Source organism: Novosphingobium sp. PC22D (assembly GCF_002556635.1).
Lineage (GTDB): Bacteria > Pseudomonadota > Alphaproteobacteria > Sphingomonadales > Sphingomonadaceae > Novosphingobium.
In genome coordinates, this window is record NZ_MWMO01000026.1 from 11,166 (window position 1) to 37,450 (window position 26,285).

The window sequence follows — 26,285 nt, forward strand, 5'->3', positions numbered from 1 at the left end:
GGGTATTTTTTCCGGCCGCCGTCTCTCTCCCAACAGCCCTTCGGGCGCGAATGGGGGAAACGACACATGCGAACCACATCCATCACGACTAGCGCACTGGCGCTGGCGGCATCCCTTGCAGTTCCTGCGGCCTGCTATGCGCAGGCAGACAACGCCGTGCTGCTCGACTTGCCGGAACAGCCGCTCGGTCGTTCGATCCGCGATCTCTCGGCAGCATCGGGCATTACGATCATCGCCGACGATACCCTGCTCGAAGGCCGCAAGGCGGGAAGCCTGAAGGGGCGCTACAGCGTACCCGACGCACTGGCGCGGTTGCTGGCCGGAACTGCGCTGCGCGCCGAACGGGTCGGCGCGAGCTGGGTGGTCCGGCCGGCCAATTCCTCGAATGCGCGATCCGGCGATCTCGGTTCCGACCCGGCCATTCTCGTAACCGGAACCCGTATTCGCGGTGCGGGCGCGACGGGATCGCAGGTGATCACGCTCGGGCGCGAGGAGATCGACCGCACTGGGCTCGCGACCACGCAGCAGATCCTGGCAGCGCTGCCGCAGAATTTTGGCGGCGGGCCCAATGAGGGGACGATCGGCTTTACCCAGCGCAACAACGCCACCGCTAACATCGGCTTCGGCTCAAGCGTCAATCTGCGTGGCCTCGGAACGAGTTCGACGCTGACACTGGTCGACGGCAATCGCTTCGCGCTTGGCGGTATCGGCGGCGCTTTCGTCGATGTCTCGCTTATTCCGGCCAGCGCCATCGAGCGGATCGAGGTCCTGCCCGACGGAGCCTCGGCGATCTACGGCTCGGACGCAGTCGCGGGCGTCGTCAACGTTCGGCTGCGCAATGCCTTCGAGGGTGCGGAAACGCGCGGGCGTTATGGCGCGGCAGACGGCTTCGACGAACTGCAGGCGAGCCAGATCCTGGGCTTTGGCTGGAACTCAGGCCACCTCGTGGCAAGTTACGAGTACTTCCAGCGCGGCCGGTTGAGTTCGAACGATCGTTCGTTCGGAACCGAGGACCTGCGCGCTTTCGGTGGTCCCGACTACCGGCAGGCCTATGGTAATCCGGCCACTCTGGTCGCGGCCGATGGCAGCGTCTTTGCCGTGCCGGCGGGCCAGGATGGCACCGCGCTTGCTGCGAGCGACCTTATTGCGGGGCAGTCGAACACCTCGGATGGGCGCAAGGATACCGATCTTCTGCCCCGGGTCCGGCGCCATTCGGCCTTCCTGTCGCTCGAACAGGGGCTCGGATCGATCCTCACCGCCAATTTCCAGGGCTTCTTTGCCGATCGCCGGTCCTCATTGCGCTACTTTCCGATCAATTCGGCGATCAGCGTGACGCCTGCCAATCCCTTCTATGTCGATCCCATCGGGACCGGACAGCCGGTCAGCGTGCGCTACGATTTTCGCGAGGACTTCGGCGCGCCGAGCTACGACGCGCATGTGCGGGCCTGGGCGCTCTCCGGATCGCTTGCCGCCGATCTTGGCACCTGGCGCGCGGAACTGCGCGCCAACCACGGTCAGCAACGCGAATCCCTGGTCGCAGGAAATGTGCCCAATACCGCGAGGCTGGCACAGGCTCTGCTCGATCCCGACCCCGCGAGCGCCTTCAACCTGTTCGGCGACGGCAGCAATACCGCTCAGGCTACTCTCGACTATGTGCGCGGAGGATCCATCCAGAGCACGCGGACGCGCCAGACGACCGTCGGGGCCAAGCTCGATGGGCCGCTGTTCGCGCTGCCTGCCGGGATCTTGCGCATCGCCATCGGCGGTGAATTCCGGCACGAGCGTGTCGCGGGGTTCAACATCTACGACGATCGCACGCTCGAACCGGTCGAGGAGTCCTCGACCGGCTTCCCGCTCAGCCGCGATATTGCAGCCGGCTATGCTGAATTGCTCGTTCCGCTGGTGTCCGAAGCCATGGGTCTTGCAGGTATCGAGAAGCTCGATCTCTCAGTCGCCGGGAGATACGAGCACTATTCGGACTTCGGTTCGACCTTCAATCCCAAGGTGGGGCTGGCGTATCGTCCCTTCGCCGACCTCACCTTGCGGGGAACCTATGGCACTTCGTTTAGAGCGCCGGGCTTCCTCGATGTCCGGCAGGGGCCAGGGCTGAGTTCGATCGCGCCCCTCAACCTGTCGGACCCCCAATCCCCGACCGGCGTGAGCCAGGTTCTCGCGCGCTTTGGCAACGATGCCGGCATCGGCCCGGAAAAGGCACGCACCCTGACGGCGGGTTTCGATCTGCGGCCGGTGCGCGTCCCACGGCTTCATCTCGGCGTCACCTGGTTCGACATCGCCTACCGCGACCGTATTTCCAACCCTTCGGCCGAACTTCAGACCTATCTTGTAAAGCGTGACCAGTTCGAGGCGCTGCTCACGCCCAATCCCGATGCCGCGACGGTCGCGGCGCTTTACGCGGACCCCACTTTCTTCAATCCGTTCGGCATTGCGGCTTCGGCGATCGATTACCTCGTCGACAGCCGCAACAAGAACTCGGCACGGGCCGAAGTGCAGGGGCTCGATTTCGATCTTGGCTATACGAAGGATCTGGGCGGCTTGGCGCTCGATGGCGGTGTCAGCGGCTCGTGGATTTTCCATTTCCGCCAGAAACTCGTGACGTCAGCGCCTTATGTGGACGTGCTCGCCACCAGCGGCAATCCGGTCGATTTGCGCGCCCGCGCGTTTGTGGGCGCGCGCTGGAACGGGTGGGGCGTGTCCCTTACCGTCAATCATACCGCCGGCTACAGAAATACCGCGGTCGCGCCGGCCGAGCCGGTCTCGGCCTGGACCACGTTCGATGCACAGATCTCGCGTAGTTTCGATGACGCCGGTGGATGGCTTTCGGGAACCCGCGTTTCGCTGAATGCGGTCAACCTGTTCGATGCCGGACCGCCTTACGTCAACAATCGTACGCCGTACTCGGCCTCGGGTTTCGATCCCGAAAAGGCGAGCCCGGTCGGACGGCTGATAGCCTTGCAGGTGATCAAGGCCTGGTGATGCGCAAGTCGGTCCTGGTGCTCGCTCTGGTTCTTGCCGTGGCGAGTGGGAAGCCTGCCATGGCGCGCGAAGAGCTGCTGCGCCCGCTGATCGAGCTGGCTCGGCTCACTTCGCCTGTCATCTCGCCCGATGGTCGCATGGTCGCCTGGCGCGAGGTTCGCGCGTCGATTGATCGCAACGACTACTCTGCGGTCTGGATGGTCATGCCGATCGATGCGAGTTCACCTCCTCGCCATCTCGCCGATGCCGGTGAGCCTGACTGGCTCAATGGCGCCATGCTGCCCGAAACCCCTGTGTGGTCGGCGGATTCAGGCGCGCTCTACTTCCGAAGGATCGCAGGCGGGGAAGTCCAGGTCTGGAAAGCCAAGCTGAAAGGATCCGCCGCGACCCAGATCACTTTTGCTGCGGGAAATATCGAGGCGATCCGGTCGCTCGGAAGCGGGGGCAGGCTGCTTCTGGCGGTTGGACCTGCGCGTAGCCGAGTGCGGAGCGCCGAGGATCGGGAATACGAAAGTGGCACGCTGATCGATGCGAGTGTCGATCCTTCCCGGGCGCTTTACCGAGGGAACTGGCGCGAAGGACGCTGGGCCAGTGCCCGCCTAAGAGGGCCATGGTTTGCCGAAGGCGGCATATTTGAGGAGAACGAACCAGACTTTGAGGTTGTCGATACGGCAACCGGGACAGTACGGACAGCTTCAGCGAGCGAAGCCGCACATTACGTGCCGGCGCGCGGCCCACGCGAAGACATGGATGGCAAGCGTGTCGCGATGAAAGTGCCATCGGGAGACGGGCGAGGCGACGCCCTGGTGCTTTCGGACGGGAAGGGGAGCGCGCTTGCCGTAGCAAGCCCCGGCGCTGCGCCCCGCCTTTGTCGCGCTGAAGAGTGCAAGGCAAACCATATCTATACGGTCGCCTGGCTAGGGGATCGGCCCGAAGTTTTCTTCGAAACCCGACCAGAATCCAATCGGTCACGTTTACATGTCTGGAATACCGAAACCGGCGCGGTTCGCACGCTATTGCAAGGCGAGGGCCTGCTCGAAGGCGGGGACGACATGGGTGCGGGCTGCGCGGCAAGCGCGGCGGTACTGGTCTGCGTCGAGGCGAGCGCCAATGTTCCGCCGCGTCTTGTCCGTATCGATGTCACGACCGGTGAGCGGCACATTCTCGCAGAGCCTAATCGTGCGCTGGCAGACCTTGGCCCGACATTCAGGCGGATGCAATGGAAGGACAGCACCGGCCGGGATGTCACCGGCTACCTGGCATTGCCCCTGCACGAAGACGGCCCGGTCCCGCTGTTCGTCAACTATTACCTGTGCGGCGGCTACCTACGCGGAGGGCTTGGCGACGAGTATCCGATGCGCGATCTCGCCAGCCGGGGCATTGCGACACTCTGTCTCAATCGCGCACCATCGCACGATGGCCCGTACCCGAATGTCGAAGCCTACAGGATTGCGACTGACGGGATCGGCAGTGTCATCGACAAGCTTGCCAGGGAAGGCGTGGTCGATCCATCACGCGTCGGCATTGGCGGGGTCAGCTTCGGTGGTGAAGTGGCGCTGTGGATGGCGATGCAAACCCAGCGGATTCGCGCGCTCTCGGTTGCCAATGTCATGCTGACGCCGACCTACTACTGGTTCAACGCGCTTGCAGGACGCGACGTTGCCGGCAAACTCAAGTCTGGCTGGGGCGTCGGCCATCCCGACACCGATCGACAGGGTTGGCGAGAGGTATCGGGTGCCTTCAATACCGATCGCATCACAGCGCCATTGCTCATGCAGTTACCCGAACAGGAATACCGTCCGACCGTCGAACTGATCGCGCGGCTTCAGGCCGCGGGGAAGGGGGCCGAACTCTGGGCCTTTCCGGGAGAAATGCACATCAAGTGGCAGCCCGCGCACCAGTATGCCGCCAACGCGCGCAATCTCGAGTGGTTCGCTTACTGGCTTGTGGGCGACATCGATCCAGATCCGGCCAAGGCCGGGCAATACCGGCGCTGGCGCGGCTACGGATCGCCGAGCCAGGCCCGAACCCAGGCTTCGGTGTCGATGAGCGGAAAAAGCCCGTGATAGCAGCGGTCGGTTCGCGAAATTGGTCGTGCCAGCACGTCATCTATTTCGCCGCGATCGACGATCCCCTGGCGGGCGAGATGGCCTTCTAGCAGGAAGATGCGCAAGCTGGCACGATGCGCTTCGATCCCGGCGATGCCATAGCCATCAAGCCCGCCCTTGGTTCGCCTCTCTAGCACCAGCGTCGGCAGGAAGCCACTGAAGGCCCGGCGCGCGACTGCGCGGTCGATCCCGCCTTCGATCCAGAGCCAGGACGGAATGCGTAGCGCGGTCTCGACGACGGGACGGCTGAGAAACGGATAGATCGAGGGCGCGACCTCATGGCGGCCGTAACCATCGACATGGGCAAGCGCTGCAAGGATTGAGCGGATCTGGCTGCGCTTGCCAGGGAGCACGCCGTCCGGCTCATCGAGCCAGGGATGGACGGGGAGGGGAATGTCATGGGCATTCTTCAGGAACGCGGTTCGACGCTGCCAGACCGGATGAAGCGGTCCGCGCCGCGATTGCTGCCAGGCCATGCGCGCGACTTCCCACCCGCTCGCCTCGTGAATGCGCGCGAGGTCATCGATCGCCTTTACCGCGCGTCGGCCCAGACCGAAGCGGATGAGCACGTCGGCTGCCGGCGCGGCGGAAATGGGAGAGGCAAAGACGCAATCACCGCCCGCGCCGCTGACAAAGGCATCGAAATCCTCGTGGCGAGCCAGATCGGCTAGACTCCTGTCGGCAGGCGACAGCAGGAGTGGCAATCCGGGTCGGGCCAAGCGACGACCGATAGGGCGGTCCAGATCCGGGGCGCCGGGAACAGGGATCTCCAGAAGCGGCATCCCGCTCGCCATGGCGGCCGCACTGGCATAGCGCCGCTCATCGCCTTCCCGTCGATCGGTAACCAGCGTTGCCGCACTGGCGCCGCACGTCCCCCGCGCAAGCGAGGCCGCGAGCACCGAGGAATCGACGCCGCCTGACAGTTCGAGCAATGGTTGCCGATGGCTTCCAAGCGTGCCGCGTACAGCGCGATCGATGGCCCCTCGCAAGCATGAGACCGCTTCGTCGAATGTGCTGATCTCCCGGTCGCTGGAGGTGTAGGCCCATGGCGACCAGGTGAGTTCCTGCGTCTCGGTAGTCGCCGGGTGCAGGAGTGATCCGTGCATCAGCTCGGTTACGCCTTCAAGACCGGTCTGAGCAGTCTGCAGGTGCGCGAACGCCAGATGGGTCGTAACGAAGGACCAGTCGATAGCTGGTGTGCAGCCGGCCGCTTTGAGGAGGAGCTCGGCGTCACTCGAGATCAGCACGCGATTGCCGATGTTCATGACATAGGCGGGCAGATGGCCGAGCGGCGAGCGCTGGATCCATACGCAATTGTCCGGATCCCGTCCGATCGCGAGCCAGTCACCCCATGCTGGCAAGAGATCGGCAAGAGCCTGCAGGGGGCCCTCTGGTGCCTCGCGGTCCCAAGCCACATGGCCGAGAACTGCCAAATCGGCGTTCACGGTTACCGGCATCCGTGGATCATGCCAGATGCGCAGCCAAGGGGCCGCTACATTGATCTCTAAACCAGTGGCCGCCAAGGCCTCGCCGGTGAGATGGGGCGGGAGGGGAGCATCTGCGTCCCCCACGACCGCGAGGTAGCGGCGCGGGTTCACAACGCGAAGATCGGCGTGAAGCGCCGAACCTTCTCGAGCGGGTCGGTAAGAACGCAGGAACCCGCCTGGGCCCAGCTGTGTGCTTCAAACGGCTCAAGCTTCACGCCGAACACGATGTCGATCTCGAACCCGCCGCGCCGCGCGAGGTGTGCGAAGGCAAGGGTGTCGGGAAGACACCGGGGCCGGAACGGCAGGGGACGCATCGCCTTGTCGAAGGTGCGGGCAAAGTCTGTCAGCTTTGCAGGATCCGAGAGTGCGCCGTTCTCCGGCAGGCGGCTCAGAACTTCGTGCAAGGGCTTGCGCCGCAGATCGCGGCGAATCCGCCTGCAGACGAGGAAGGTGCGCACGATCTCGCGCTTCGCCGCCGTTCCCCCATCCTGCCCCTCAAGCGCGCTCGCTTCGACCGGCGGCAATGTGTTGATTGGCTTGCGCAAGTGAAGGTACTTGCCGCGACTGACGAGGCCGAGACGAAGCAGGCGCTCGATAACACGCGGATCAAGATGCTGGTGATCGCCACTGGCAATCTGGCGCAGGCCTGCGGCCAGTTCGCCGCAATAGGCGCGGTAGCGATCCTGCCGGATATCGAGCACGACGACTTTGCCCTCGAATGCCGCCACGCCGATCCCCTCTGCCAGGTCCAGCACGAGCGCATCGCCTCCTGCAGGCAGGCCCGTGCCGCCCGGCGGCACGGGCCTGCGCCGGGCTCACTCGGCTTCGATGCCGTTCAGGCGCGCGATCGCGCCGAACTCGTCCGTTTCGCCGGGCAGGCCGAGCGTTTCGAGGCTCGCGGCGCCGAGGTCCTCGGCCTGGTCAGGTTCATAGCGGGTATCGTCCATGGTTTGTCTCCGTTCTTGCCGGCTGCGTCATTGCAACCAGTTCCAAGGCTACGGAACATGGCTCGCTATCCGAACTTTATACGCAGGCGATGTCGTGAATGTTGGATCGCCTGGTATTTTTCCCGGTAGCTGCTGACCCGGCTTGCTTCTCTCTTGCTGGTTACTGCGCGAGGCGGATTGTTGCGGGGTGACTCGTGACAAATCCTATGATAGAATTGAGTTCTGTAAGAGGATTTGTCACATGCTCTCGACGCCAGTCTCGCAGCGGGCCAAACTTCGCGATCTGTTCGCCGCGCACACGATGATGCGTGCAGGCGAGCTGCGCGCGGCCGGCATCGGGCCACAAACAATCGCGCGTGCGGTCGAGGATGGCGAGCTTGAACGGATTTCGCGCGGTCTCTACCAGCGTCGCGACGCGGATATCGAAGAAAATCAGATTCTGGCTGAAGCAGCAATGCGCGTTCCCAAGGGCGTCATTGCTCTCACTTCAGCTCTCGCCTTTCATGGACTGACAGATCAAATGCCACGCCGGATTTGGATGGCGATCGGTCCGAGTGACTGGTCGCCGGTAAAATCCTATCCGCCGCTGCGGATCGTGCGCTTCACCCATCGCTATCTAGGTCAAGGCGTCGAGCATCACCTGATTGCCGGTGTCAATGTACCCATTTACTCGGTCTCAAAGACGCTGGCCGACACATTCCGGAATCCCAAACTGGTCGATCGCTCGGTCGCGGTCGAAGGTCTGCGTGCGGCAATCGAAAAACGCAAAGTGACGCCGAGCGTCATCGCCGAAGGAGCCAAGGCCGGCGGTGTGTGGACAACCATGCGCCCATATCTCGAGGCGCTCACCGCAAATGGCTAGGGCTCCCGTAAATCTCGCCAAATCGGTGAAGGACCGCCTGCTCGCCATTTCCCGCCAGGAAGGTCGTTCATTCGACGTGCTGCTGGTTCGTTTTGCCCTTGAGCGCCTGCTCTACCGGCTATCGATCTCGGATCACCGTGAACGCTTCGTGCTCAAGGGCGGGATGCTGGTCACGGCGTGGATTGGCGATGATAACCGGGTCACCCGGGATGCTGATTTCCTGGGCCATGGTGATGCGGATCCCGACAAACTGATCTCCGACTTTCGGGCGATCATGCAAATCGCAGGAGATGACGGTCTGGTTTTTGACGTCGACGCGCTAACTGCGACCGCAATCCGCGAAGAAATGGAATATGGGGGCGTCAGACTCAAGACCGCCGCCTTTCTGGAACGCACAAAGGTTCCGGTGACGATCGACATAGGCTTCGGCGATGCGCTGGCGGATGTGACCCAGCGGCTCGAATATCCCACGCTCCTCGATCTTCCCGTTCCTCGTATTAGATCCTATCCGCCGGCAACCGTCATTGCCGAGAAGTTTCAGGCGATGGTCGCGCTCGGTGTGATCAATGGCCGAATGAAGGACTACTATGATCTTTGGGCGATCCCGAGAAATCTGGAGATCGCTTCCGATGAACTCGACGCGGCGATCCTGGCGACGTTCGATAGGCGCGGGACATCAATCCCTGCTCTGAGGCCGCCTGGACTGTCGCTGGAAATGCTCGAGGATGAAGCGAAGCAGCGTCAGTGGCACGCCTATGCCTCATCGCTCGAACTCGAAGATCTCGGTTTGGACACGGTCATCGATGCGGTCTGGAGGCTCGTCGGTCCGTCTTGCGAAAGATTGCTCTCCAGATGCCGTTGATGCAGTTCGCCAGACAATCCGTCGAACTGGCCAGGACAAGTCAAATCCTGTTCACTTGCCCGCTTTCGACCGAGACCTTGAATAATCGCCATTATCAATCGGCACGATAGACCGCTCTCACCAAGGCAGAGGCAGCCCGCGCCCGGCTGCGGTGATAGTATCCCGATATGCGCCGGATTTCGGCGCGATCACTCCGATCGATAGCCAATTCGAATGCCAAGGCCTCCTTCTCCGCAAATTCGAATATCTGCGGCTCGACGTGGCGCACGGCGTGGAGCCGTGCGCCAATCGCCGCCAGCGCGCGGCGATGTTCCTCGTTGGGCGAGGCCAGCGCCAGGACTTCGAAGGCGTCGCGCATGCGCGCCGGATAGGCCGGTTCCCTGTCGGCGATCCGATCCCAGTCTATGACTGGGCGCGGCTCCCAGTTTCGGAGGATAACGCCGACAATCTGGCCTGACCAGGCGAGCATGTCCTTCAAGGATGGCTCGTCGAGCTGCGGAAGGAAGTAACCGCTGGCCATGCGCGATTCGATCAGCCCCTCGCCGGTCAGCAGGTTTAGCGCGTCGCGCACCGGCGTCACGCTCGACGCAAGCCGCTCGGCGAGCGCGGCCGGGTCGACACGGTCGCCCGGCCGGAACTCGCGGCAGGTCACGAGTTCCTTCAGCGCTTCGTAGACGCGGGCCGTGGTTGCGCCCGCATTCATGCCCCGCCTTTCTGCGCGGCTTCATAGGCTTCGACCGCGGCCTGCTGATCGGGACGCAATGCATCGATGGCGCCGAGGCGCCGTCCATCGTGCGAGCCCAGCAACACCGACGGGCATTGCCCCTCGAAATTGCCGAGATTGGGCCGGTGCTGGCAATAACCGACGAGACTTGCCAGATCGGGCGAGAACGAACGCGCGAGCCCGGGCGGATAGGAGAGCCACTGGTTCTCGTAGGGCTTGAGCCAGCCGAGCGAATAGCCGATCACGATCCCGCGCCTTTCGGCCGTCGTGCGGTTCGCGCTAGCGCAATGAAGCGTCGAGCCGAGCATGATCAGTGCATCGCCCGGATCGAGGTCGGGCACGAGGCACTCGTCGGGCTCCTCGGTATCGAGCGCGGCCCTGCCATGACTTCCTGGCCAGATGCGCGTCGCGCCGTTTCCTTCGCGAAACGGCGTCAACGGCCACATGACGTTGACGAGGTATTCGATTTCGCCCTTGGGCGCCTGCCACATGTCCTGATCGCGGTGCGGCATCTGCGCCGGTGCCCGCGGATGGACTGCGATCGCCTGCGCGGTGTTGAGCTGGATCCGCTCACAGAACGGCAGGAGCAGGGTCTCGACCAGATCGAGTACGCTTGGGTGGCGCACGAGCCGCTCGGCAAGCGGCGATCGGATCAGGAGGCGGCCGAACCGGCGCGTGCGCGATCCGTAAAAGGCGCCCTTGCCGAAGGGCGTGTTCGCAAAGTCCTCCTCAAGGTCCGCCTGGAGATTGGCGATCAGCGCAGGGTCGAGCGCGCCGCGAAGGATCGCAAAACCGCTATCGCGCAATTGCGCCAATGCCGTCGGGTTCGGCATGGGGATGGCCGGGGTGAGTTTCGTTGCCATATCGTCCTCCCTTGGGTCAGGCGGCCTTGCGACCGGCGGTTTCGGGAAGGGGCGCAGGAACGATTCCGGCCGCGCTCAGGCGATGCGGCGTATCGGGCTCGATGATGATCCGCGCGGCCGCGAGCATCGTGCCCCCGACCATCTGCGGCAGGCCAAGTGGCCGGCATTTCCACCCAAAGGCCAGGATCTGCTGGAACCAGCTCATGTGCGCGACCGCGCAATAGGCGCCGATCCGGTTCTCGAGCGCGTGTTCGACCAGAGATGTGACAAGCGCATCGCGTACGAGCCGCCGCTCGCTCGCACGCAAGTCACGGTCGAGACAGAAGCGGGTGATCTCGTAGGTGTCGACAGAGCGCGGCACCTCGCCCTCGCAGAGCATGGGATAGAGGCTCGAGAGGATATTGGCGCGCATGGTCGGAAGCAGTCGCGCCGATCCCAGGTGCCGACCATCACGGCCGGCGAGCACGAGGTAAGTCGCATGTTCGTTGTCGAACTGGTCGACCTCAAAGGTGTCGCCAAGGACGGGAACGTCCCAGCGCAGCAGATCGACGAAGACTTCCTTGCGCGCCTTGAACATGGCGCGAAGGACACTGACTTCCAGCGGGTCGCCGGACTTGAGAACATGAAGCATCGCCTGGGTTCCTTGACCGTTGCAGGTCGGCCAAGGCTCGGGGATGCGGGGGCTCTCGCGCTATTCCCGGAAAGGGGTATATCGCCGTGCAACGATCTCGCTGAAGCTCAGCGTTCCGTCAAACAGCGTCCGGACCGCCAGCAATGTCCGCTTGTTCACACCGTAGCGCTCGCAGGCCATCTTGATATGGCGCGTGACCGTATCCTCTTCGATTCCCAGGATCCGGGATACTTCCCAGTCGGTCTTGCCGCGCGCGACCCAGAGCGCACAGTCGCGCTGGCGCGGCGTCAGACGCGGCAGATCCTGGCAAGCCGGATCACCTGGAGGAATCAAAAGCCGGCGCGCCGCCTCGAAGGCGAAGGCGCCGACCAGCTGGGCCAGCGGCATCATCGCTTCGGGAAATTGCGAGCTGTCCCTGTTCGCAAAGGTGCACGATCCGCGCGCTTCGCCCGGCACATTAGCCGGCACGGTGAATCCGTCACCGATGCCCTGCTGTCTGCCCTTGTCGAGGATTTTCATATCGCGCTTCTCGAGCGCGATGAGTTTCTTAAGCTGCGACCAGCGAAAGCCGACGCTGGTGACATGCGCGGCGCGGTGGACCGGGTCGGCAAGCCCCAGCGCCATACTGTCGTAGTACTCGGCCCAGCGTTCGGGATAATTGTGCAGGTGAATGACGTCACCTTCGTTCGCCTGGACGTCGACATGGTGGGTGAGGGCAAAGAACTCAAAACCCAGCCGCCGCGTGATCGCGGTCATCGCTTCACCAAGATCCTCACGGCTTCCCACTTGTTCGATCAGCTCGATCAGGCCGTGTGCCAAGTCCATCATGACTACCAGGCGGCGCCACGATCCCGGGCGGCATCTCAAGCTGCCGGGGTCCCAGGGAACGTCCTTCCCTGCCAAGTGCCAGCACACGGGTTCTCAGGCCGAATGCCGGCATGCTTTCAATATTCCCAAAAGTATCATCAAAATTTCATGTTTAGAAGTCGCAATACTGAGAATATAAGACACGTATATTTGCATGGGAATTCACGGCAGTTTGTGTACACTTCGGTTTGGTGGAGGAATACAACTCGTCCTAACGTACGTCATCGCTGTCCGTCATGAGATCGCCGGCCGATAAATGGGATGCCCGGCCGACCGATCCTGCATGGCAGCCAACTCCAAAGGCGCTGCATCCTGCACCACGATCTCGATCCAAGGGGCGCAAGCCGCCGCTCTTCTGCCGCTGGACCTCGCTTGCCTCCGCTCTCGGCGCCTTTGCCCGCCATCGCGGCAAAGTCCAGTCGCTCGGACACATCCTGCCGTTGCACTGGTACGTTGCCTGCCGGCTGGTCGTCGAAGGCGGTTTCGCGCCCGACGATATCCGTCCACGGCCGCCTTTCGCCCTCGAGGAGATCGGCGACGGTGAGGCGATCCTCCATTTCGATCCGGAACTCGGAGGAAGCGGTGAGGGCATTGTCCTTGGCGCCTTGAAGGCCAAGCACATGGATGTGCTCGTGACCTCCGAACGGATCGGGCCGGTGCTCGCGGTCTCGTGCAAGGGCGTCACCGGCGCATTGCGCAACCTCGGTAACCGGCTTGAGGAAATCATCGGCGAAAACACTAACCTGCACATGACCTATCCTGCGCTGGTCCTGGCGCACCTGATTCTTGTCCGAATGGACAAGCCTCCATCCTCCCATGTTCGAAGGCCCCTTGCGCGCGACATTCGGCAGGCCTGGCTTGACCTCCCCGACGAGGAGAAATGCATCGGCGAGCGACTGGCCCCTGCCATCCGCCGCTTTGTCATGGGGCTCGAGGACCTCTCGCAGCGCCGCGCGGTCTTTGACCAGCCGGCGCGTTGCGAGGCCGCGCTCCTCGCCCGCATCGAAAACGGCGATCCGGCAAGCCAGGCTTCGTCGTCGTGTAGCCTGGATCCGGTTGCAGGCCGGCTCGATGATCTCTTCGCATCGCTCTACCAGGCCTATGACGAGCGCTTCACGCTTCGCTCGCCCGAACTCGCGCGCGTCCTCCGGCGGCGGCACTGGTGCGCGCACTCGCCGGGACTTCGGCTGTTCGGGCTCGACTACCGCGCGCGTGTCCGGCCGGAAGGTGACAGGTCATAAAAAATGCCCCCGCGAAGTTGCGGGGGCTGCCAATATGAAATGGCCAGGTTGCAAGTTGTCGTATCGCGCGAACTTGCGGGGTCGCGCGTGGCCGCCATTACATTGCTGTTGTCGCGCGGGCAAAGTCAAAATTGATCTTTCGGTTTTCGAACGACACGGGGAGGAAGAGGGGAGGGGGCTTCGCGCCTGTTCGAGCTGAAGGCGGCCTGATCGGGCACGCCGGCTCGTATCAGGAGTACAGATATCATGATCCAGTCGATCCCCCTGGCAAAGCTCGTCGAATCGCCGGGCAACGTACGCCGGCACAGCGACGCCACTGCCGACGCCGAGTTGAAGGCGAGCATCGCGAGCCACGGTCTCTTGCAGAACCTCATCGTGCGGCCTGCGCCGCGCGGCAAGTTCGAGGTCGAGGCGGGCGAGCGCCGTCGCCGCGCGATGCTCTCGCTGGTCGAGGACAAGGTGCTCGTTCGCAATCACGAAGTGACCTGCCTCGTGATCGCGGATGGCGCCGGCTCGGCCATCGAGACCAGTCTTGCCGAGAATTTCCATCGCCTGGCGATGAACCCCGCCGACGAAGCGCGCGCCTTTGCAACGCTCGTCGAGGACGGCGCATCGAGCGAGGATGTCGCCCGGCGCTTTGGTCTCACCGTACGCTTCGTCGAAGGCCGCCTGCGGCTTGCAACACTCGCTCCGGTCGTGTTCAGGGCCCTCGCCTCGGGAGAGATCACGCTCGACCTTGCCAAGGCCTACGGCGCTACGTCGGACCAGGAGATCCAGGCGCGTGTCTTCGAGCAGATGGCCTCGGCCTACTACGCGCCCAATCCCGACAGCGTGCGCCGCATGGTGCTGACAGGAACGGTGCGCGGCAACGATCCGAGGGCCCGGCTCGTCGGGCGCGAGGCCTATCTCGAAGCGGGCGGCCGCATCGAGCGCGAGCTCTTCGACGACGATGCGAGCGAGGCCTGGTGCGATGTCGCGCTTCTCGAAACGCTGGCAACAAGGGCGATGGAAGAACGCGCTGAGGCGCTTGCCGCCGAACAGGGTCTCGCCTGGGTCCGCCCGACCCTCGATCCCTATGCGAGCCACGACCTGGTCGAGGGCCTGGTGCGGCTCCCCGCCGAGCCGGAACCACTCACGCAAGCCGAGCTCACCAGGCTCGAGGAGCTCGATGCCGCCTATGACGAGCACGCCGCTGTCCTTGAGGACGAGGACGCGTCCGAGGAGGCGATCGCTGCCGCTGAAGCCGCGATCGAGACGGTCGAGCAGGAATGCCAGGATCTGCGCAACCGGCCGCCGGTTCTCGCAGCGGAGTTGAGGCGCGAGGCGGGCATGGTGCTCGTACTCTCGCGCGACGGGACGCCGGTGCTGCAACCGGTCTTCTATGGCGAGAAGCCGGTCGCTCGGGGCCAAGACGGCGAGGCAGACGGCGAGGCGATCGAGGTGGTTTCCTCGGGCGGTGAGGCAGGCCCGCGTCGCGCGACGCTCTCCAAGCGCCTCGTCGACGAGCTTGCCATGCAGCGCCGCGACGTGCTTTCGCTCCACCTTGCGCACGACCCCGCGCTTGCGCTCGACGTGCTGGTCTTCAGCCTTGCCGATGCCGACGCGCTCGACTGGCGCTCGCCTTCGGCAACGACGCTGCGGGGCAGCGTTCCCGGCGGCCCGATCGCCGGGTTCGAGCCGGGAGACGCGCCTGCGACCGCCGCGCTGGCCGACCTTCGGTCGGGGCTCGATGAAACCTGGCGGGCTGGCGAGACCGCGAGCGAGCGCTTTGCGCTTTATCAGGGTCTCCCGGACGAAGCACGCAGCGCCTGGCTCGGTTTTGTCGTCGCGCGCACGCTCGAGGCCAGCCTCAACCTTGGCGGCGAGCGGCGCATCGCGCTTCACGACCATCTTGCCAAGGTCATGGGGATCGAGATCGCACGCTGGTGGCGCCCGACCGCGGCGAACTACTTCGACCGGGTCCCGAAGGCGCTGATCCTTGAGGCGCTCGGCGATGTCGGTGGGCCTGACCTTGCCGCCCGGTTCGCTTCGGTCAAGAAGAGTGACCTCGCGATGAGCGCGGAGCGGGTATTTGCCGGAACCACCATCACCGAGGCCGAGGTGCGCGACAACGCGCTCGCATGGGTTCCCGAAGCGATGCGCTTTGCCGGAACAGATCCGGTCGAGGAACCCGGCGTTCCCGAAGGCAATGAAACCGCGAACGTCGGGATGTCCGAAGACGAACCGGCTGCCGCCGGCGACGATCCTCACGACCTGGCAGCCTGACCTCCTCCTGACAGGCTGACCAACGCGTCGTGATCGGTGAAGCGGCCCCTCGCTTTCGCGCGAGGGGCCGCTTCCTTCGTGCTCAGCCGGCAAGAGGGGAGGGGGCGCTTCGCTTTCATGGACCTGTCGGCGCGCCTTGCCGTCCGGATCCCCCATCAGGAGAACCCCCATGACCTATCGCAAATCGTCTGGCTCCGGCGTGTCGCCTGCAGCCCGCATCACCCAGGAGATCATCGCCCGGCTCGAGGCCGGCACCAGGCCCTGGATCAAGCCCTGGCGCGGGCTGGCGGTTTCCCGGCCGCTTCGTGCCTGCGGCGTCCCCTACAAGGGCATGAACGTGTTCTGGCTCTGGATGGTCGCCGACATGTGCGGCTACGCCTCGCCCTTCTGGATGACCTACAAGCAGGCAAAGGACCTGGGTGCCCAGGTCCGCAAGGGCGAGAAGTCTACGATCGCGATCTTCTACAAGAGCTACACCAAGGAAGTGGAAGCGCCCGATACCGGCGAGAAGAGCGACGAGGCGCGCCGCGTCCTCAAGGCGTACCCCGTCTTCAACGCGGACCAGGTCGAGGGCCTGCCCGATCATTTCCACCCGAAGACCACAATGGAGATGATCGAGCCCGAAGGCCGCAAGGCCGAACTCGACAGCTTCTTTGCCGCTATCCCTGTCATTCTGCGCCACCGGGGCGACGAAGCCTACTACGAACCGGTCCCCGACCGCGTGACCATGCCGCCTGCCGAGCTCTTCACCGGTTTCGATCACTATTATGCGACGCTCGCGCACGAGCTGTCGCACTGGACCGGGCACGCAAGCCGGCTCGGGCGCGATCTCAGGAACCGCTTCGGCAGCGCCGCCTATGCCGCCGAGGAGCTCGTCGCCGAACTTTCAAGCGCGATCCTGGGTGCCGAACTCGGTCTTCCGGTAACGCACCTCGATCATCACGCGAGCTATATCGAGCATTGGCTCAGGCTTCTGAAGGACGATGATCGCGCGATCCTGACCGCTGCGGCGAAAGCCGAGGAAGCTGCAAGCCTGCTTCTGAGGCTCGGTGGCAGGAGCGCATCCGAAACCGACGATGAGGCCGGCGCTGACGCGCTGGCTGCCTGAGGGAGGGAACGATGGGCCGCTCTGTCAGCTACCCTTCGGGCGCCGTCGTCGCCTTCACCGTGCTCGAAGCCCAGAACGAGGAGGATTGGGAGTTCGAATACGACTGGCTGCGCGAGGATCTGCGCGAACGCGCCATCGCCGCGTTTCCCTCGCTCGAGGCGCATGAAGGCTGGCGCGACAGGGAAGACCGCGTGCTCGCGCGCAACGCCTATGCCGACTTCGGCCTTTCGGCCTACGGTGGCCTCGTCGCGGTGTGGATCGCCGAACGGGACGATCCGGCCTATCGCGATGCCGATTGGCGCACAGCGAGATCGCCGCGCGCACAACATTGGCTGGCGCAGATCGCGCCGCGCTTCGATCGCCTGTTCGGCGACTACGATTGCCTGGGGCACATGTCGAACGGCGAGGGCGTGTTCCGCAAGCGGGCAAAGGACCCGCTTCTCAAATGAGAGAAATTGTCCTATACCGTGCAGGTGAAGGATAAGCCCATGGCAACGCATGCAGATCATCGCGAACGTTCCGATGCCGAAGTGCTGACTTCGGCGCTTACCCGTATTGCCGGGTTCTGGGGATTTTCGCACGCGAAGCTCGGAGCCGTCCTGGGGCTTTCGCCTGCGACCGTCTCGCGTCTTCGTAGTGGCAAGAGCGTGCTCGACCCGGCTTCCAAATCGTTCGAGGCCGGGCAGTACCTGCTGCGCCTGTTCCGATCCCTCGACGCCCTGATGGGAAGCGACGACGAGGCCGCGCGCCGCTGGCTGGAGACGCCCAACCTCGATCTGGATGCGCGACCGCTCGACCTCATCGACACCTTCAAGGGCTTGATGGCCGTGTGCGATTATGTGGACGCCGGACGCGCTCGCATCTGAACGGACCGGCTACAGCGGCGAGATCTGGCGGGTTGTCGAAGCGCAGCACCGCATCTCGACCAACCGGCTTGCCGACAGCCTTGCCGACCAGGAGCGCCTTGAAGCGCTGGCCGAAGCGGCAAAGCCGGATCTGCCACGCGCGGCGCATGCACTGCATTACCTCCTGGCCTCACCCTTCCGCTACGGCCATCGCAGCGAAAGCCGGTTCCGCAAGGCGAACGAACGCCCGGGAATCTTCTATGCGAGCGAAGCCGAGGCCACTGCGATCGCCGAGACCGCCTACTGGCGATTGCGCTTCTATCTGCGCTCCCCGGGCTTCGAGCCGCCCCGGACAACGATCGAGCATACGAGCTTTACCGTCGCAGTCGCGACCGATCGCGCGCTCGACCTGACGCGCGATCCCTTCGCGGCGCATCATTCGCAATGGATCGACCCTGTCGACTACTCCGAGTGCCAGGCGCTCGGCGCCGTGGCGCGCGAAGCCGACGTTGCACTCCTTCGCACCGCTTCCGCGCGCGATCCCGAAGCGCGGTGCAATGTGGTGCTGCTCGACCCGGCCGCCTTTGCCGCCGCGCAGCCCACGATCCGGCGGACCTGGCACTTGCGCTTCGAAAATGGCCGCCTGCTCGCGTTGGCGGCGTTCCCGGGCGACGGAAGGTTCGCGTTCACTGCCACGGACTTCGATCTGGCCTGAGACGCGCTTAGCCAGCTGGCAAGTACGGATCCACGCTTTCGCTCCTGGCATTGTGACGCAGCCGCATGCGTCATCTCTCCTGCGGCATCCGCACCGGTCGAGAGAGGCCCTGGGCCGGCCGGAGATCGCTGCGCAACCCGGGCTTCGCCGGGCCCGCGTTGGCCCTATGGCCCTTCAGGCCGGGCCTGCCCGCGCCAGCCCGGACAAAGCCGGGTTCCCCCTGACGGGTGCGCAGCGCCTCCGCATGGCCGGCCCTTGCGGGCTCTCGCCGGTGCGGCGTTTCGCAAGGCAAGCGAAATTGCACGTCCTGCCGGCGTCACGCAGTCAGGAGGACTACCCGATGAATACGTCATTTGCCGACCAGCTTTCCGGTCTCGATCTCGCCGGATTTTCGATCGGTCCGAGCCCGGTATCGACCAGCGATTTTCCCAGTCGCGAGGCCGTCATCCAGACGCTCGAAGGCGTCTGGTCCGATCTCTTCTCGCTCGTCTCGGGCACCGCGCTCGAGACCGACGCCGAGGATCTGGGCTGGGCCTTCGTCAATCTCTTCCACCGGTCCGCGCAGCGCAAGGGTAGCGCGCTCGATCGCGCGACCGACGAGGTTCGCGCGCTTGTCGCCACCGCCGACGGTTCGGAAGTTCACACGCATGACCTCGAAACCCAGGTCGAGCGCGCACAGTGCGCCGAGGCCGCGATGCTGAGCCTTGAGGAGATGCGCGAGATCGCGGCAGCGCTCTACCTCAACGAGTTCGGTTCTTCCTGGAAGCCGGTTTCGAGTTCGCGCTTCAACCATGGGGCGATGCTCACGTCTGCGCTCGTCGAAGGACGCGATTTCCTGCGCGCGCGCGCCGAATCGCGGCGCCGCGCGGCGATGCCCGAAGGTACGCCGGTGGTCTTTGCCGGAGGCCGTTCGCGCCATGCGACCGACGATGAGGCGAAGGCCTTCGCGACCAATGTCTGGTCAACGCTCGACAAGGTTCGCGATCTGGTTCCCGACATGGTGCTGATCCATGGCGGTGACACCAAGGGCGTCGATCGCCTCGCGGCGTCCTGGGCCGAGCGGCGCGGGATCGCGCAAGTGACCTTCTCGCTCGACATGCGCCTGGGAGCCCGGGCCGGGTTCAAGCGCAACGAACGGATGCTTTCGCTCGAGCCGCGCTACGTCATCGCATTTGCGGGCAACGGCGTGCTCGAACGCCTCGTGATCGAGGCCAAGGCGCGCCGGATCACTGTTGTCGATCGTCGTGGACCGCTCGGCACCAACCCAAAGGCAACAGCTTCCTGATTCGTCATCGCCGGGTCCTTGCGGCCCGGCTCAATTCTGACCTCGAGAAAGGATCAAGCCATGCATAATCATGGAAACGGAGACGCGCGCGCCGGTCATACGTCTCCGCGCGGTGTGGCCGGCTACGATCCGGTCCTCCTGGCGCGCTGTGAAGATGCGCTAACCCGGCTCACCCGCCGCGAGCGGCAGGTCTTCATGGCGATCTGGACAAATGCCCGTGATCCTGTCGCAATGTCGTGCATCCGTCACCGCCTGCGCTCCGATACTGATGGCGAGCTCGCAGGCGCGCTGGCCAGCTTCGCGCTCAATCTGCGCTATCCGCGCCGCCGCTGCTGGCGCCGTTGGCTTGCAGCGGCTGTCGGATATCTCCGGTCCTGAGCGGGTTGGAAGCGGGCCACCGGAACGCTAGACAGGCCTTGCCCATGAAGACTTCGCTCGACCATCTTCCCGCCGCCAAGCAACGCGAACTCGAACGCGTGGTGCAGCTCGTCTTCGAGGAGTTCGAGGACGCGCTCGCGCTCTCGCAGCACGAATGGAAGAAGGCGGGGCGGATCCACAAGCTCATCCTTTACGGCAGCTATGCCCGCGGCAACTGGATCGACGAGCCGCACACTGCGAAGGGCTACAAGTCGGACTATGACCTGCTCATCATCGTCAACGATCGCCGCCTCACTGACCGGGTGCGCTACTGGGGCCGGCTCGACGAGCGTTTGACCCGCGAATACGGCATTGCCGGTACGCTGAAGACGCCGGTCAACTTCATCGTCCACACCTTGCAGGAAGTAAACGATGGCCTCGCACAGGGCCGCTTCTTCTTCATCGACGTCGCCCGCGATGGCATTGCGCTCTACGAGGCCGACGATGTCGATCTCCCCGAGCCAAAGCCCAGGACTCCGCACCAGGCGCTCGAGATGGCCCGCGAGTACTTTGAGGAATGGTTTCCGGCCGGAACTGGTCGGCTCGATACGGCAAAGTATGTTCAGGGTCAGGGCAGATTGAAAGAGGCTGCTTTCAATTTCCACCAAGCGACGGAGTGTCTCTACCACACAGTCCTTCTCACGTGCAGCTTTTATACCCCTCATGTTCACAATCTCGGCTTCCTGCGCGCGCAAGCCGAACGGATCGACGAGCGACTTCTGAGCATTTGGCCTGCCGATACCCGCAAGCAGCGTGCGCTCTTCGAAAAGCTCAAGGAAGCCTACGTCAAGGCGCGCTATTCCAAGCACTATCGCGTCTCCGCGGAAGAACTGGCCTGGCTCGGCGAGCGCGTCGATGCGCTCGCCGCGATCGTCGAAGCAATCTGCACCGAGCGGATCGCGCACCTTGAGGCCACCGCGCGGGATGCCGGATAGCCAGCGATCGTTCGCGTTCCGGCGGGCGCAAACTTATTTTGCATTGCCGCATGATCTATTCGCACTTGCGGAATCGAGCGTGGTCTGACACCTTGATACTGCCTTTCAGGCATCCTCTCCCAAACTTTTCATGGCCCTGGCGTTTCGCGTCCGGGCTTTCTTTTTGCTTCGGATGCGCTCGCTCGAACTTGCCGACTTCAGGCATGCCGGATCCGCGAGGGCCGAGGCCATGCGGCGAAGGATGGACCTCGCTTGTTTGAACGGGTTCCCATCCTTGGCATCCGGCATTTGCCGCGGGATTTAGGCCACCCACATGCAGCATCTGCCCCCTCGAACCGATCGATACCCACGGGACGTGACGATGCACCAAGGCACGGACTGCTGTCACGGCGTCGCCTGACAGGGGCGGATCGGGCCCAGACCCGGCCTGACGCGAACTTTCCCTGAACCATCCCCCTGCCGGCCCGCAACCGGCTCCTGACCGGCCGTGTTGCCGGCGGCTTTGCCGCCGTCTGCCCGCACCACCCGGTCCGTTTCCGGTTCCCCTTCGGTGCGTCCGTCACGGGGCCGCTTCTGACGGGGTTCGCAGCCGGGATGGCCCCGGATTGCTTCATCAGGAGACGTACCATGACCAATATCGTGATCCTCGTCGGCCGCATCGCCCGCGATCCCGAAACCCGCTCGACCACCGGCGGTACCGACATCACCACGCTCTCGGTGGTGACCGACCGTCCCGCCCGCAAGGAGGGCAAGACCTACAAGGACGAGAACGGCTACACCGCCAAGGACAGCGAGTTCCACCGCGTCACCTGCTTCAATGGCCTTGGCCAGAACGTCGCGAAGTATTGCGGCAAGGGCCAGCTCGTCAGCATCGAGGGCCGCATCCACTACACCCAGTGGGAAGACGCCCAGGGCGCCAAGCGCTACGGCTGCGAAATCATCGCCGACAAGGTGGATTTCCTGAGCAAGGCGCGTAGCGGTTCGAACCAGGACGCGCCGCCGATCGACGAGGACTGATCGGCATCCGCGAAATTGCAAGGCCCCGTCGGCACGGACCGGCGGGGCCTTCTTTTTTGCTTTACCTTCGAACAGTCGAGGAAGTGTTGGGTCTACGGATCTACTCCGTCCGGGATATCAATCAGCCGCAGAAAGTCGCGCCAGCGCAGGATCGATACCCAGCGTAAGCGCCTTTGAAACGAGCGCCTTGAGCTTTGACGGTTCGATGAGTTCGGCGCCGCATTCGATCAGAACCTTTCCGAGTTCTGCCGCCGCCGCATCGCGCAGCGCTATCTCCCTGGCATCGAGCTCTCGGCGGTGTTCACGCAGCTTGAGCAGAGCATCGCGCGAACTTGTCTTGGACCTGGCCATGAGCATTCCTCCTTCTGGCCGTGGGTCCCCTCCACGCAAAGGATGCCACCGATTGCTCGCCAGGTGAAGAACAAACTTGGAACACGCTGGTTTTCATCATCAAGGCCACTCACGCCTACGTACAGATTGCCCCTGTTCGAAGCTGTAGAGCTGGCTGCAATGTGTGCAGACCTGCGCCCGCCTCGCCCACTCGGGATGCCCGAGTTTCTCCATCTCGGCATCGGCAAGACCGCGCTGACGGGCATTGATTGTGCGACACGTTTCATGGGGACACGTCTGCGGAGCCTTACTGGACGGCGCACGATACGCCGATCCCAACGCCGTGCCTACCTGTCCCGAAGGCCGAGGGGGCCTTTCGTCCACCTGGTGCCAGGACGAACGGTTGGGGAGAGTCTTTCTCGCAGACTGGCCAAGCGTGACGTCCGCTTTGGGGCCGCGTCAAGGACGACGGGGCCCCACCATTTTTTGCCGCCCCTTCGGGACACCAAAAAATCGTTGCCCCCATCGCCGCTGGTGCGGCCGCGCGCTGCGCGCACGGTCCCTGACCCGGCCCGTCGCGAACATCGCGGCAAACCCCTGATGCGACGCATCGGACATCAGGAGGATTTGATCATGCACCATTCCAGCACTATAGCCGCCGGCCGTTTCCAGATCAGCGAAGCGGCCTATGTCGCCGCGCTCGATCAGGCGCACGCACGGGCCTTTCATTCCTACTTTACGCAGTACATTCTGACCGATGAGGAAGCCGGTTACATCGCCGTCGATGAGGGTGATTACGGCGCCTTGCCGCACCATCTGATGGACCGGGTCATAGACATGGTGCCTGGCGGTCTGGACGACGAGTTCTGATTCCGTTGCCGAGGGGGAGTCCCATCAGGGCTTCCCCTTTTTTTTGTGCTCGATCGCCCTGATCGCATTAGATTTTGAACCCGGCATTGGCGTTCCGGTACGAACGCACGGACACGACCGGTAGCGGCACTCAATCCGATCGTTCCAGTTCACATCTCATGACTGGATTTCATCGGCGGGTAGGGGACAGGGGAGCACACCGTACGCGATACATCGCTGTGGTATGGGAAAAAATGCAATAAAATCAGTGCGCGAGATGCACAAGCTGCTCGGCAGTTCGGGTGCCGTAGATGGCCATCTGTGCCCCAAAAATCGCGCTATTTCCGTGCCTTGCGGAGTGAAAATTGGCGGCAGTGATGGCCATTTGGTCCCCAAAGGCTCTGGAAGCAATTTTCAGACGCTTCTGGACGGCAATTTCGCCCGAAGATCTCTCCCCTTGCGCGACAGAGAGTACGCCATCTGGGATGCCGAGCTTCCCGGGTTTGGCCTCAGGATCCGGCCGAGCGGAAGGCGCTCTTGGTTCGTCCGGGTGCGGCATCGCCGAAATCATCGGCGTATCACGTTGGGCACGACCGAAGAGCTTTCTGCAGAGCAGGCACGGGCACAGGCGCGACGTCTCCTGGCCATCGCTGCGCTCGATGGCCTTCCGCAGCGCGCGGTCGTCAAATCGTCACCGACTCTGTCGGCTTTCGTCGGCAGTTATTGGGGCGACCTTGCGCGGCTCTGGAAACCATCGACGACCAAACGCAACTGGCGTGCCTGGACCAATGCGATTGCGCCGGAATTTGGCGCGATGCGTGTGGCGGAGATTTTGCCATCAGACGTCCATCGCTGGCGGGACAGCTGTGCTGGGACAAGGGAAGGAGTGTTCAACCGCTCGATCCCTGTCCTCGCGGCACTGCTCAATTATGCCGAAGCCCTTCGCTTGCGGCGCAAGGGCTCCAATCCCTGCCGTGGAATTCCGCGATACAGGCGCACGCCCATCGAGCGGTATCTGACCCCCGCCGAGTATCGGCGGATAGGGGCTGCCTTGCGGGAAGAAGAACCTAGCTATCCCGCGCAGGTGGCGATCACCCGATTGCTGCTCTTTACCGGTGCGCGTGTCGGCGAAATCCTGAACCTGCGCTGGGACTGGGTACAGCCGCCGAGGCTGTTGCTGCCGGACAGTAAAACCGGAGCGAAGACGATCTGGCTCTGCAGGCAGGCCGTTGAGGTGCTGGAGGGGATCGAGCGCCGCGCCGATACGCAGCTCGTGTTCGGAAACCGAGTCGGCAAAAACCCGATCAATTTCGACAACTGGTGGCTGCCTTTCCGACGACGCTGTGCCTTGCCGGACGTCCGCATCCACGATTTGCGGCACAGCTTTGCTTCCACCGCGATCATGGACAATGTTCCGCTTGCCACTATTGGCAAACTGCTCGGGCATGCCCTGCCTGAGACCACCGCGAAGTACGCCCACTTGTCAGATGACGTCATTGGTGACGCAGCAGACCGCATTTCCGGCTCGCTGGCGAAGGCGATCGGACTGCGTCCGTGACCGCCGCCAGTCTCAAGCGGATCGTCGAGGAGGCGCTTGCTGAAGTCGGCGCCAGGTTTGATCATCTGCTCCTGCCCAAGGGCAGGGCGCGTTCGACAACATGGCTCGGCGTCGAACCTGGGTTCGGAATTCGGCATTATTCCAGCGGCCGGAACGTCTTTATCGTTCAGACACGCATGGCGGGCAGGGTGCGGACCGTCACCATCGGACCGGCATCCGTCCTCACGCGCCATCAGGCGCAAATGGTGGCGAGGCGCGTGAACGCATACGCGCAAGTCGGTCGCGATCCGGCCAGCGAACGCAAACGCATTCGATCCTCACCGAGTTTCGACGACTTTTTGGAGGAGTACTGGACACGCTGGTCACCGCAGTGGAAGGCATCGACGCTGAAGACACATGTCGGATATCGCCGTCTGTACCTCGAAGACGCGTTCACCGGTGTGTTCATTGATGAGTTGAACGAGGAGCACGTGACCAGGTGGTTTTCGGATATGAACGATCGCACCACTCCTGGCGCGGCGAACCGTACGCTCGAAATCCTTAAGCACATGCTGAACAAGGCGGAAGTCTGGGGCTACCGTCTCGAAAATACGAATCCGTGCCGCAGCGTCAGGCCGAACCGGCGCAGGCAGTGCGAGCGCTTCCTTTCGTCCGAGGAGCTCGCCCGGCTAGGTGCCGTGCTTGCCGAACTGCGTGGCAATGACGACCCGAACGTCCGACTGCAGACCGCCGCCATAACCCTTTTGCTTCTAACGGGATGCCGCCTGCAGGAAATCCTGACGCTTCAATGGCGAGACGTGAAAGGAAATCGCCTGCTCTTGCGAGACAGTAAGACTGGACCACGGACAGTCTGGCTTGGCTCTGCTGCGCGCGACTTGATCGACCAGCTACCGCGTATTGCCATGGTACATTGGCTTTTCTGGAACCGGCAACGGCGCAAGCCAATCCGCTCGGTCCAGCCACTTTGGGATACGATCATCGGTCGGGCGGGATTGGGAAAGCTGCGGATCCACGACCTGCGCCACACTTTTGCCAGCCACGCGGCGATGAACCGGGAGACATTGCCCATGATCGGCAGGCTGCTGGGCCATGCTACGAGCCAATCTACGGCACGATATGCGCACTTGGACGATTGCCACCTCCTCGATGCAGTCCAACTGATCGGTAATGCTATCGATGGTCGATTAGCTGGCTTGTCCTGAGTGGAGCGGTGCGACCGAACATTACGCTTTGCGGCAATGGCAGCAGCCGCCAACAAAGCGGCCATTGCCGTGTTCCGACTGGCTCGGTGGTAGCTGGTCGCCGGTGAAGAACGCTGAAGCCCGCAGGAAAGCGTGGGTTTTATCGAAGTCCAAGTAATCGAAATCACAAGGTT

General features: G+C 63.5%; 25 protein-coding genes. 17 read left to right on the top strand and 8 right to left on the bottom strand.

Annotated features, from left to right (window positions below; genetic code table 11):
• Nucleotides 1-66: 66 nt before the first annotated feature.
• Entirely contained in the window at nt 67-2,994 is a 2,928-nt protein-coding gene (locus B2G71_RS22210; protein WP_098108845.1) for a TonB-dependent receptor, read from the top strand.
• Entirely contained in the window at nt 2,994-5,060 is a 2,067-nt protein-coding gene (locus B2G71_RS22215) for an Atxe2 family lasso peptide isopeptidase (protein WP_168176459.1), read from the top strand. The genes B2G71_RS22210 and B2G71_RS22215 overlap by 1 nt, the downstream gene beginning before the upstream one ends.
• Here B2G71_RS22215 and B2G71_RS22220 read toward each other — a convergent pair.
• The 3 genes from B2G71_RS22220 to B2G71_RS24775 form a co-directional block, all read right to left on the bottom strand.
• Entirely contained in the window at nt 4,997-6,559 is a 1,563-nt protein-coding gene (locus B2G71_RS22220; RefSeq protein WP_098108846.1) for an asparagine synthetase B family protein, read from the bottom strand. The two genes, B2G71_RS22215 and B2G71_RS22220, sit on opposite strands and share 64 nt — an antisense overlap.
• 137 nt (nt 6,560-6,696) lie before the next feature.
• Nucleotides 6,697-7,389: a lasso peptide biosynthesis B2 protein gene (locus B2G71_RS22225; protein ID WP_098108847.1), complete on the bottom strand. Its 693-nt coding sequence runs from the start codon at nt 7,387-7,389 to the stop codon at nt 6,697-6,699.
• A gap of 15 nt (nt 7,390-7,404) precedes the next feature.
• A complete protein-coding gene (locus B2G71_RS24775; protein WP_276306938.1) occupies nt 7,405-7,536 on the bottom strand; it encodes a hypothetical protein in 132 nt (43 codons plus the stop codon).
• Nucleotides 7,537-7,777: 241 nt separating this feature from the next.
• On the opposite strand from B2G71_RS24775, the gene B2G71_RS22230 reads away from it, so the two are divergent.
• Nucleotides 7,778-8,398, top strand: coding sequence for an AbiEi antitoxin N-terminal domain-containing protein (locus tag B2G71_RS22230; RefSeq protein ID WP_098108848.1), 621 nt, complete (start codon nt 7,778-7,780; stop codon nt 8,396-8,398).
• Complete coding sequence (locus B2G71_RS22235; protein WP_098108849.1) at nt 8,391-9,260, top strand: nucleotidyl transferase AbiEii/AbiGii toxin family protein; 870 nt, start codon at nt 8,391-8,393, stop codon at nt 9,258-9,260. Before B2G71_RS22230 ends, B2G71_RS22235 begins: the two co-directional genes overlap by 8 nt.
• Before the next feature lie 94 nt (nt 9,261-9,354).
• Here the strand turns inward: B2G71_RS22235 and B2G71_RS22240 are convergent, their stop codons facing one another.
• From B2G71_RS22240 to B2G71_RS22255, 4 genes are read right to left on the bottom strand one after another with little or no spacing between them, the layout of a single operon-like run.
• Complete coding sequence (locus B2G71_RS22240) at nt 9,355-9,963, bottom strand: GntR family transcriptional regulator (protein WP_098108850.1); 609 nt, start codon at nt 9,961-9,963, stop codon at nt 9,355-9,357.
• Nucleotides 9,960-10,847: a phytanoyl-CoA dioxygenase family protein gene (locus tag B2G71_RS22245; protein ID WP_240530301.1), complete on the bottom strand. Its 888-nt coding sequence runs from the start codon at nt 10,845-10,847 to the stop codon at nt 9,960-9,962. Before B2G71_RS22245 ends, B2G71_RS22240 begins: the two co-directional genes overlap by 4 nt.
• Nucleotides 10,848-10,863: 16 nt before the next feature.
• Nucleotides 10,864-11,478 (bottom strand): acyl-homoserine-lactone synthase, encoded by a 615-nt coding sequence (locus B2G71_RS22250; protein ID WP_098108852.1) that lies wholly within the window; start codon nt 11,476-11,478, stop codon nt 10,864-10,866.
• A 60-nt stretch (nt 11,479-11,538) separates the two neighbouring features.
• Nucleotides 11,539-12,297 (bottom strand): LuxR family transcriptional regulator, encoded by a 759-nt coding sequence (locus B2G71_RS22255; RefSeq protein ID WP_240530302.1) that lies wholly within the window; start codon nt 12,295-12,297, stop codon nt 11,539-11,541.
• A 284-nt stretch (nt 12,298-12,581) separates the two neighbouring features.
• Here B2G71_RS22255 and B2G71_RS22260 point away from each other — a divergent pair, with 284 nt between their 5' ends.
• From B2G71_RS22260 to B2G71_RS22305, 10 genes are all read left to right on the top strand, one after another.
• Nucleotides 12,582-13,586: a hypothetical protein gene (locus B2G71_RS22260; RefSeq protein ID WP_141521666.1), complete on the top strand. Its 1,005-nt coding sequence runs from the start codon at nt 12,582-12,584 to the stop codon at nt 13,584-13,586.
• Between the two features lie 246 nt (nt 13,587-13,832).
• Nucleotides 13,833-15,851 (top strand): ParB/RepB/Spo0J family partition protein, encoded by a 2,019-nt coding sequence (locus B2G71_RS22265; protein ID WP_098108854.1) that lies wholly within the window; start codon nt 13,833-13,835, stop codon nt 15,849-15,851.
• 169 nt (nt 15,852-16,020) lie between these two features.
• Nucleotides 16,021-16,959: a zincin-like metallopeptidase domain-containing protein gene (locus B2G71_RS22270; protein ID WP_098108855.1), complete on the top strand. Its 939-nt coding sequence runs from the start codon at nt 16,021-16,023 to the stop codon at nt 16,957-16,959.
• An 11-nt stretch (nt 16,960-16,970) separates the two neighbouring features.
• A complete protein-coding gene (locus B2G71_RS22275) occupies nt 16,971-17,408 on the top strand; it encodes a hypothetical protein (protein WP_098108856.1) in 438 nt (145 codons plus the stop codon).
• A 6-nt stretch (nt 17,409-17,414) separates the two neighbouring features.
• Entirely contained in the window at nt 17,415-17,825 is a 411-nt protein-coding gene (locus tag B2G71_RS22280) for an antitoxin Xre/MbcA/ParS toxin-binding domain-containing protein (RefSeq protein ID WP_240530303.1), read from the top strand.
• Nucleotides 17,797-18,519, top strand: coding sequence for an RES family NAD+ phosphorylase (locus B2G71_RS22285; RefSeq protein WP_098108858.1), 723 nt, complete (start codon nt 17,797-17,799; stop codon nt 18,517-18,519). Before B2G71_RS22280 ends, B2G71_RS22285 begins: the two co-directional genes overlap by 29 nt.
• A gap of 340 nt (nt 18,520-18,859) precedes the next feature.
• Entirely contained in the window at nt 18,860-19,804 is a 945-nt protein-coding gene (locus B2G71_RS22290; RefSeq protein WP_098108859.1) for a DUF2493 domain-containing protein, read from the top strand.
• Nucleotides 19,805-19,864: 60 nt separating this feature from the next.
• Nucleotides 19,865-20,182, top strand: coding sequence for an RNA polymerase subunit sigma (locus B2G71_RS22295; RefSeq protein WP_141521667.1), 318 nt, complete (start codon nt 19,865-19,867; stop codon nt 20,180-20,182).
• Nucleotides 20,183-20,226: 44 nt separating this feature from the next.
• Nucleotides 20,227-21,156: a HEPN domain-containing protein gene (locus B2G71_RS22300; protein WP_098108861.1), complete on the top strand. Its 930-nt coding sequence runs from the start codon at nt 20,227-20,229 to the stop codon at nt 21,154-21,156.
• Nucleotides 21,157-21,783: 627 nt separating this feature from the next.
• A complete protein-coding gene (locus B2G71_RS22305; protein ID WP_098108862.1) occupies nt 21,784-22,173 on the top strand; it encodes a single-stranded DNA-binding protein in 390 nt (129 codons plus the stop codon).
• 117 nt (nt 22,174-22,290) lie between these two features.
• Here the strand turns inward: B2G71_RS22305 and B2G71_RS22310 are convergent, their stop codons facing one another.
• Nucleotides 22,291-22,524, bottom strand: a complete 234-nt coding sequence (locus B2G71_RS22310) for a DUF6437 family protein (RefSeq protein WP_098108869.1) — start codon at nt 22,522-22,524, stop codon at nt 22,291-22,293.
• 612 nt (nt 22,525-23,136) lie between these two features.
• On the opposite strand from B2G71_RS22310, the gene B2G71_RS22315 reads away from it, so the two are divergent.
• From B2G71_RS22315 to B2G71_RS22325, 3 genes are all read left to right on the top strand, one after another.
• Nucleotides 23,137-23,373, top strand: coding sequence for a hypothetical protein (locus B2G71_RS22315; protein WP_098108870.1), 237 nt, complete (start codon nt 23,137-23,139; stop codon nt 23,371-23,373).
• Between the two features lie 256 nt (nt 23,374-23,629).
• Entirely contained in the window at nt 23,630-24,910 is a 1,281-nt protein-coding gene (locus B2G71_RS22320; protein WP_240530304.1) for a site-specific integrase, read from the top strand.
• Nucleotides 24,907-26,112, top strand: a complete 1,206-nt coding sequence (locus tag B2G71_RS22325) for a site-specific integrase (RefSeq protein WP_098108864.1) — start codon at nt 24,907-24,909, stop codon at nt 26,110-26,112. The genes B2G71_RS22320 and B2G71_RS22325 overlap by 4 nt, the downstream gene beginning before the upstream one ends.
• Nucleotides 26,113-26,285: the final 173 nt, after the last annotated feature.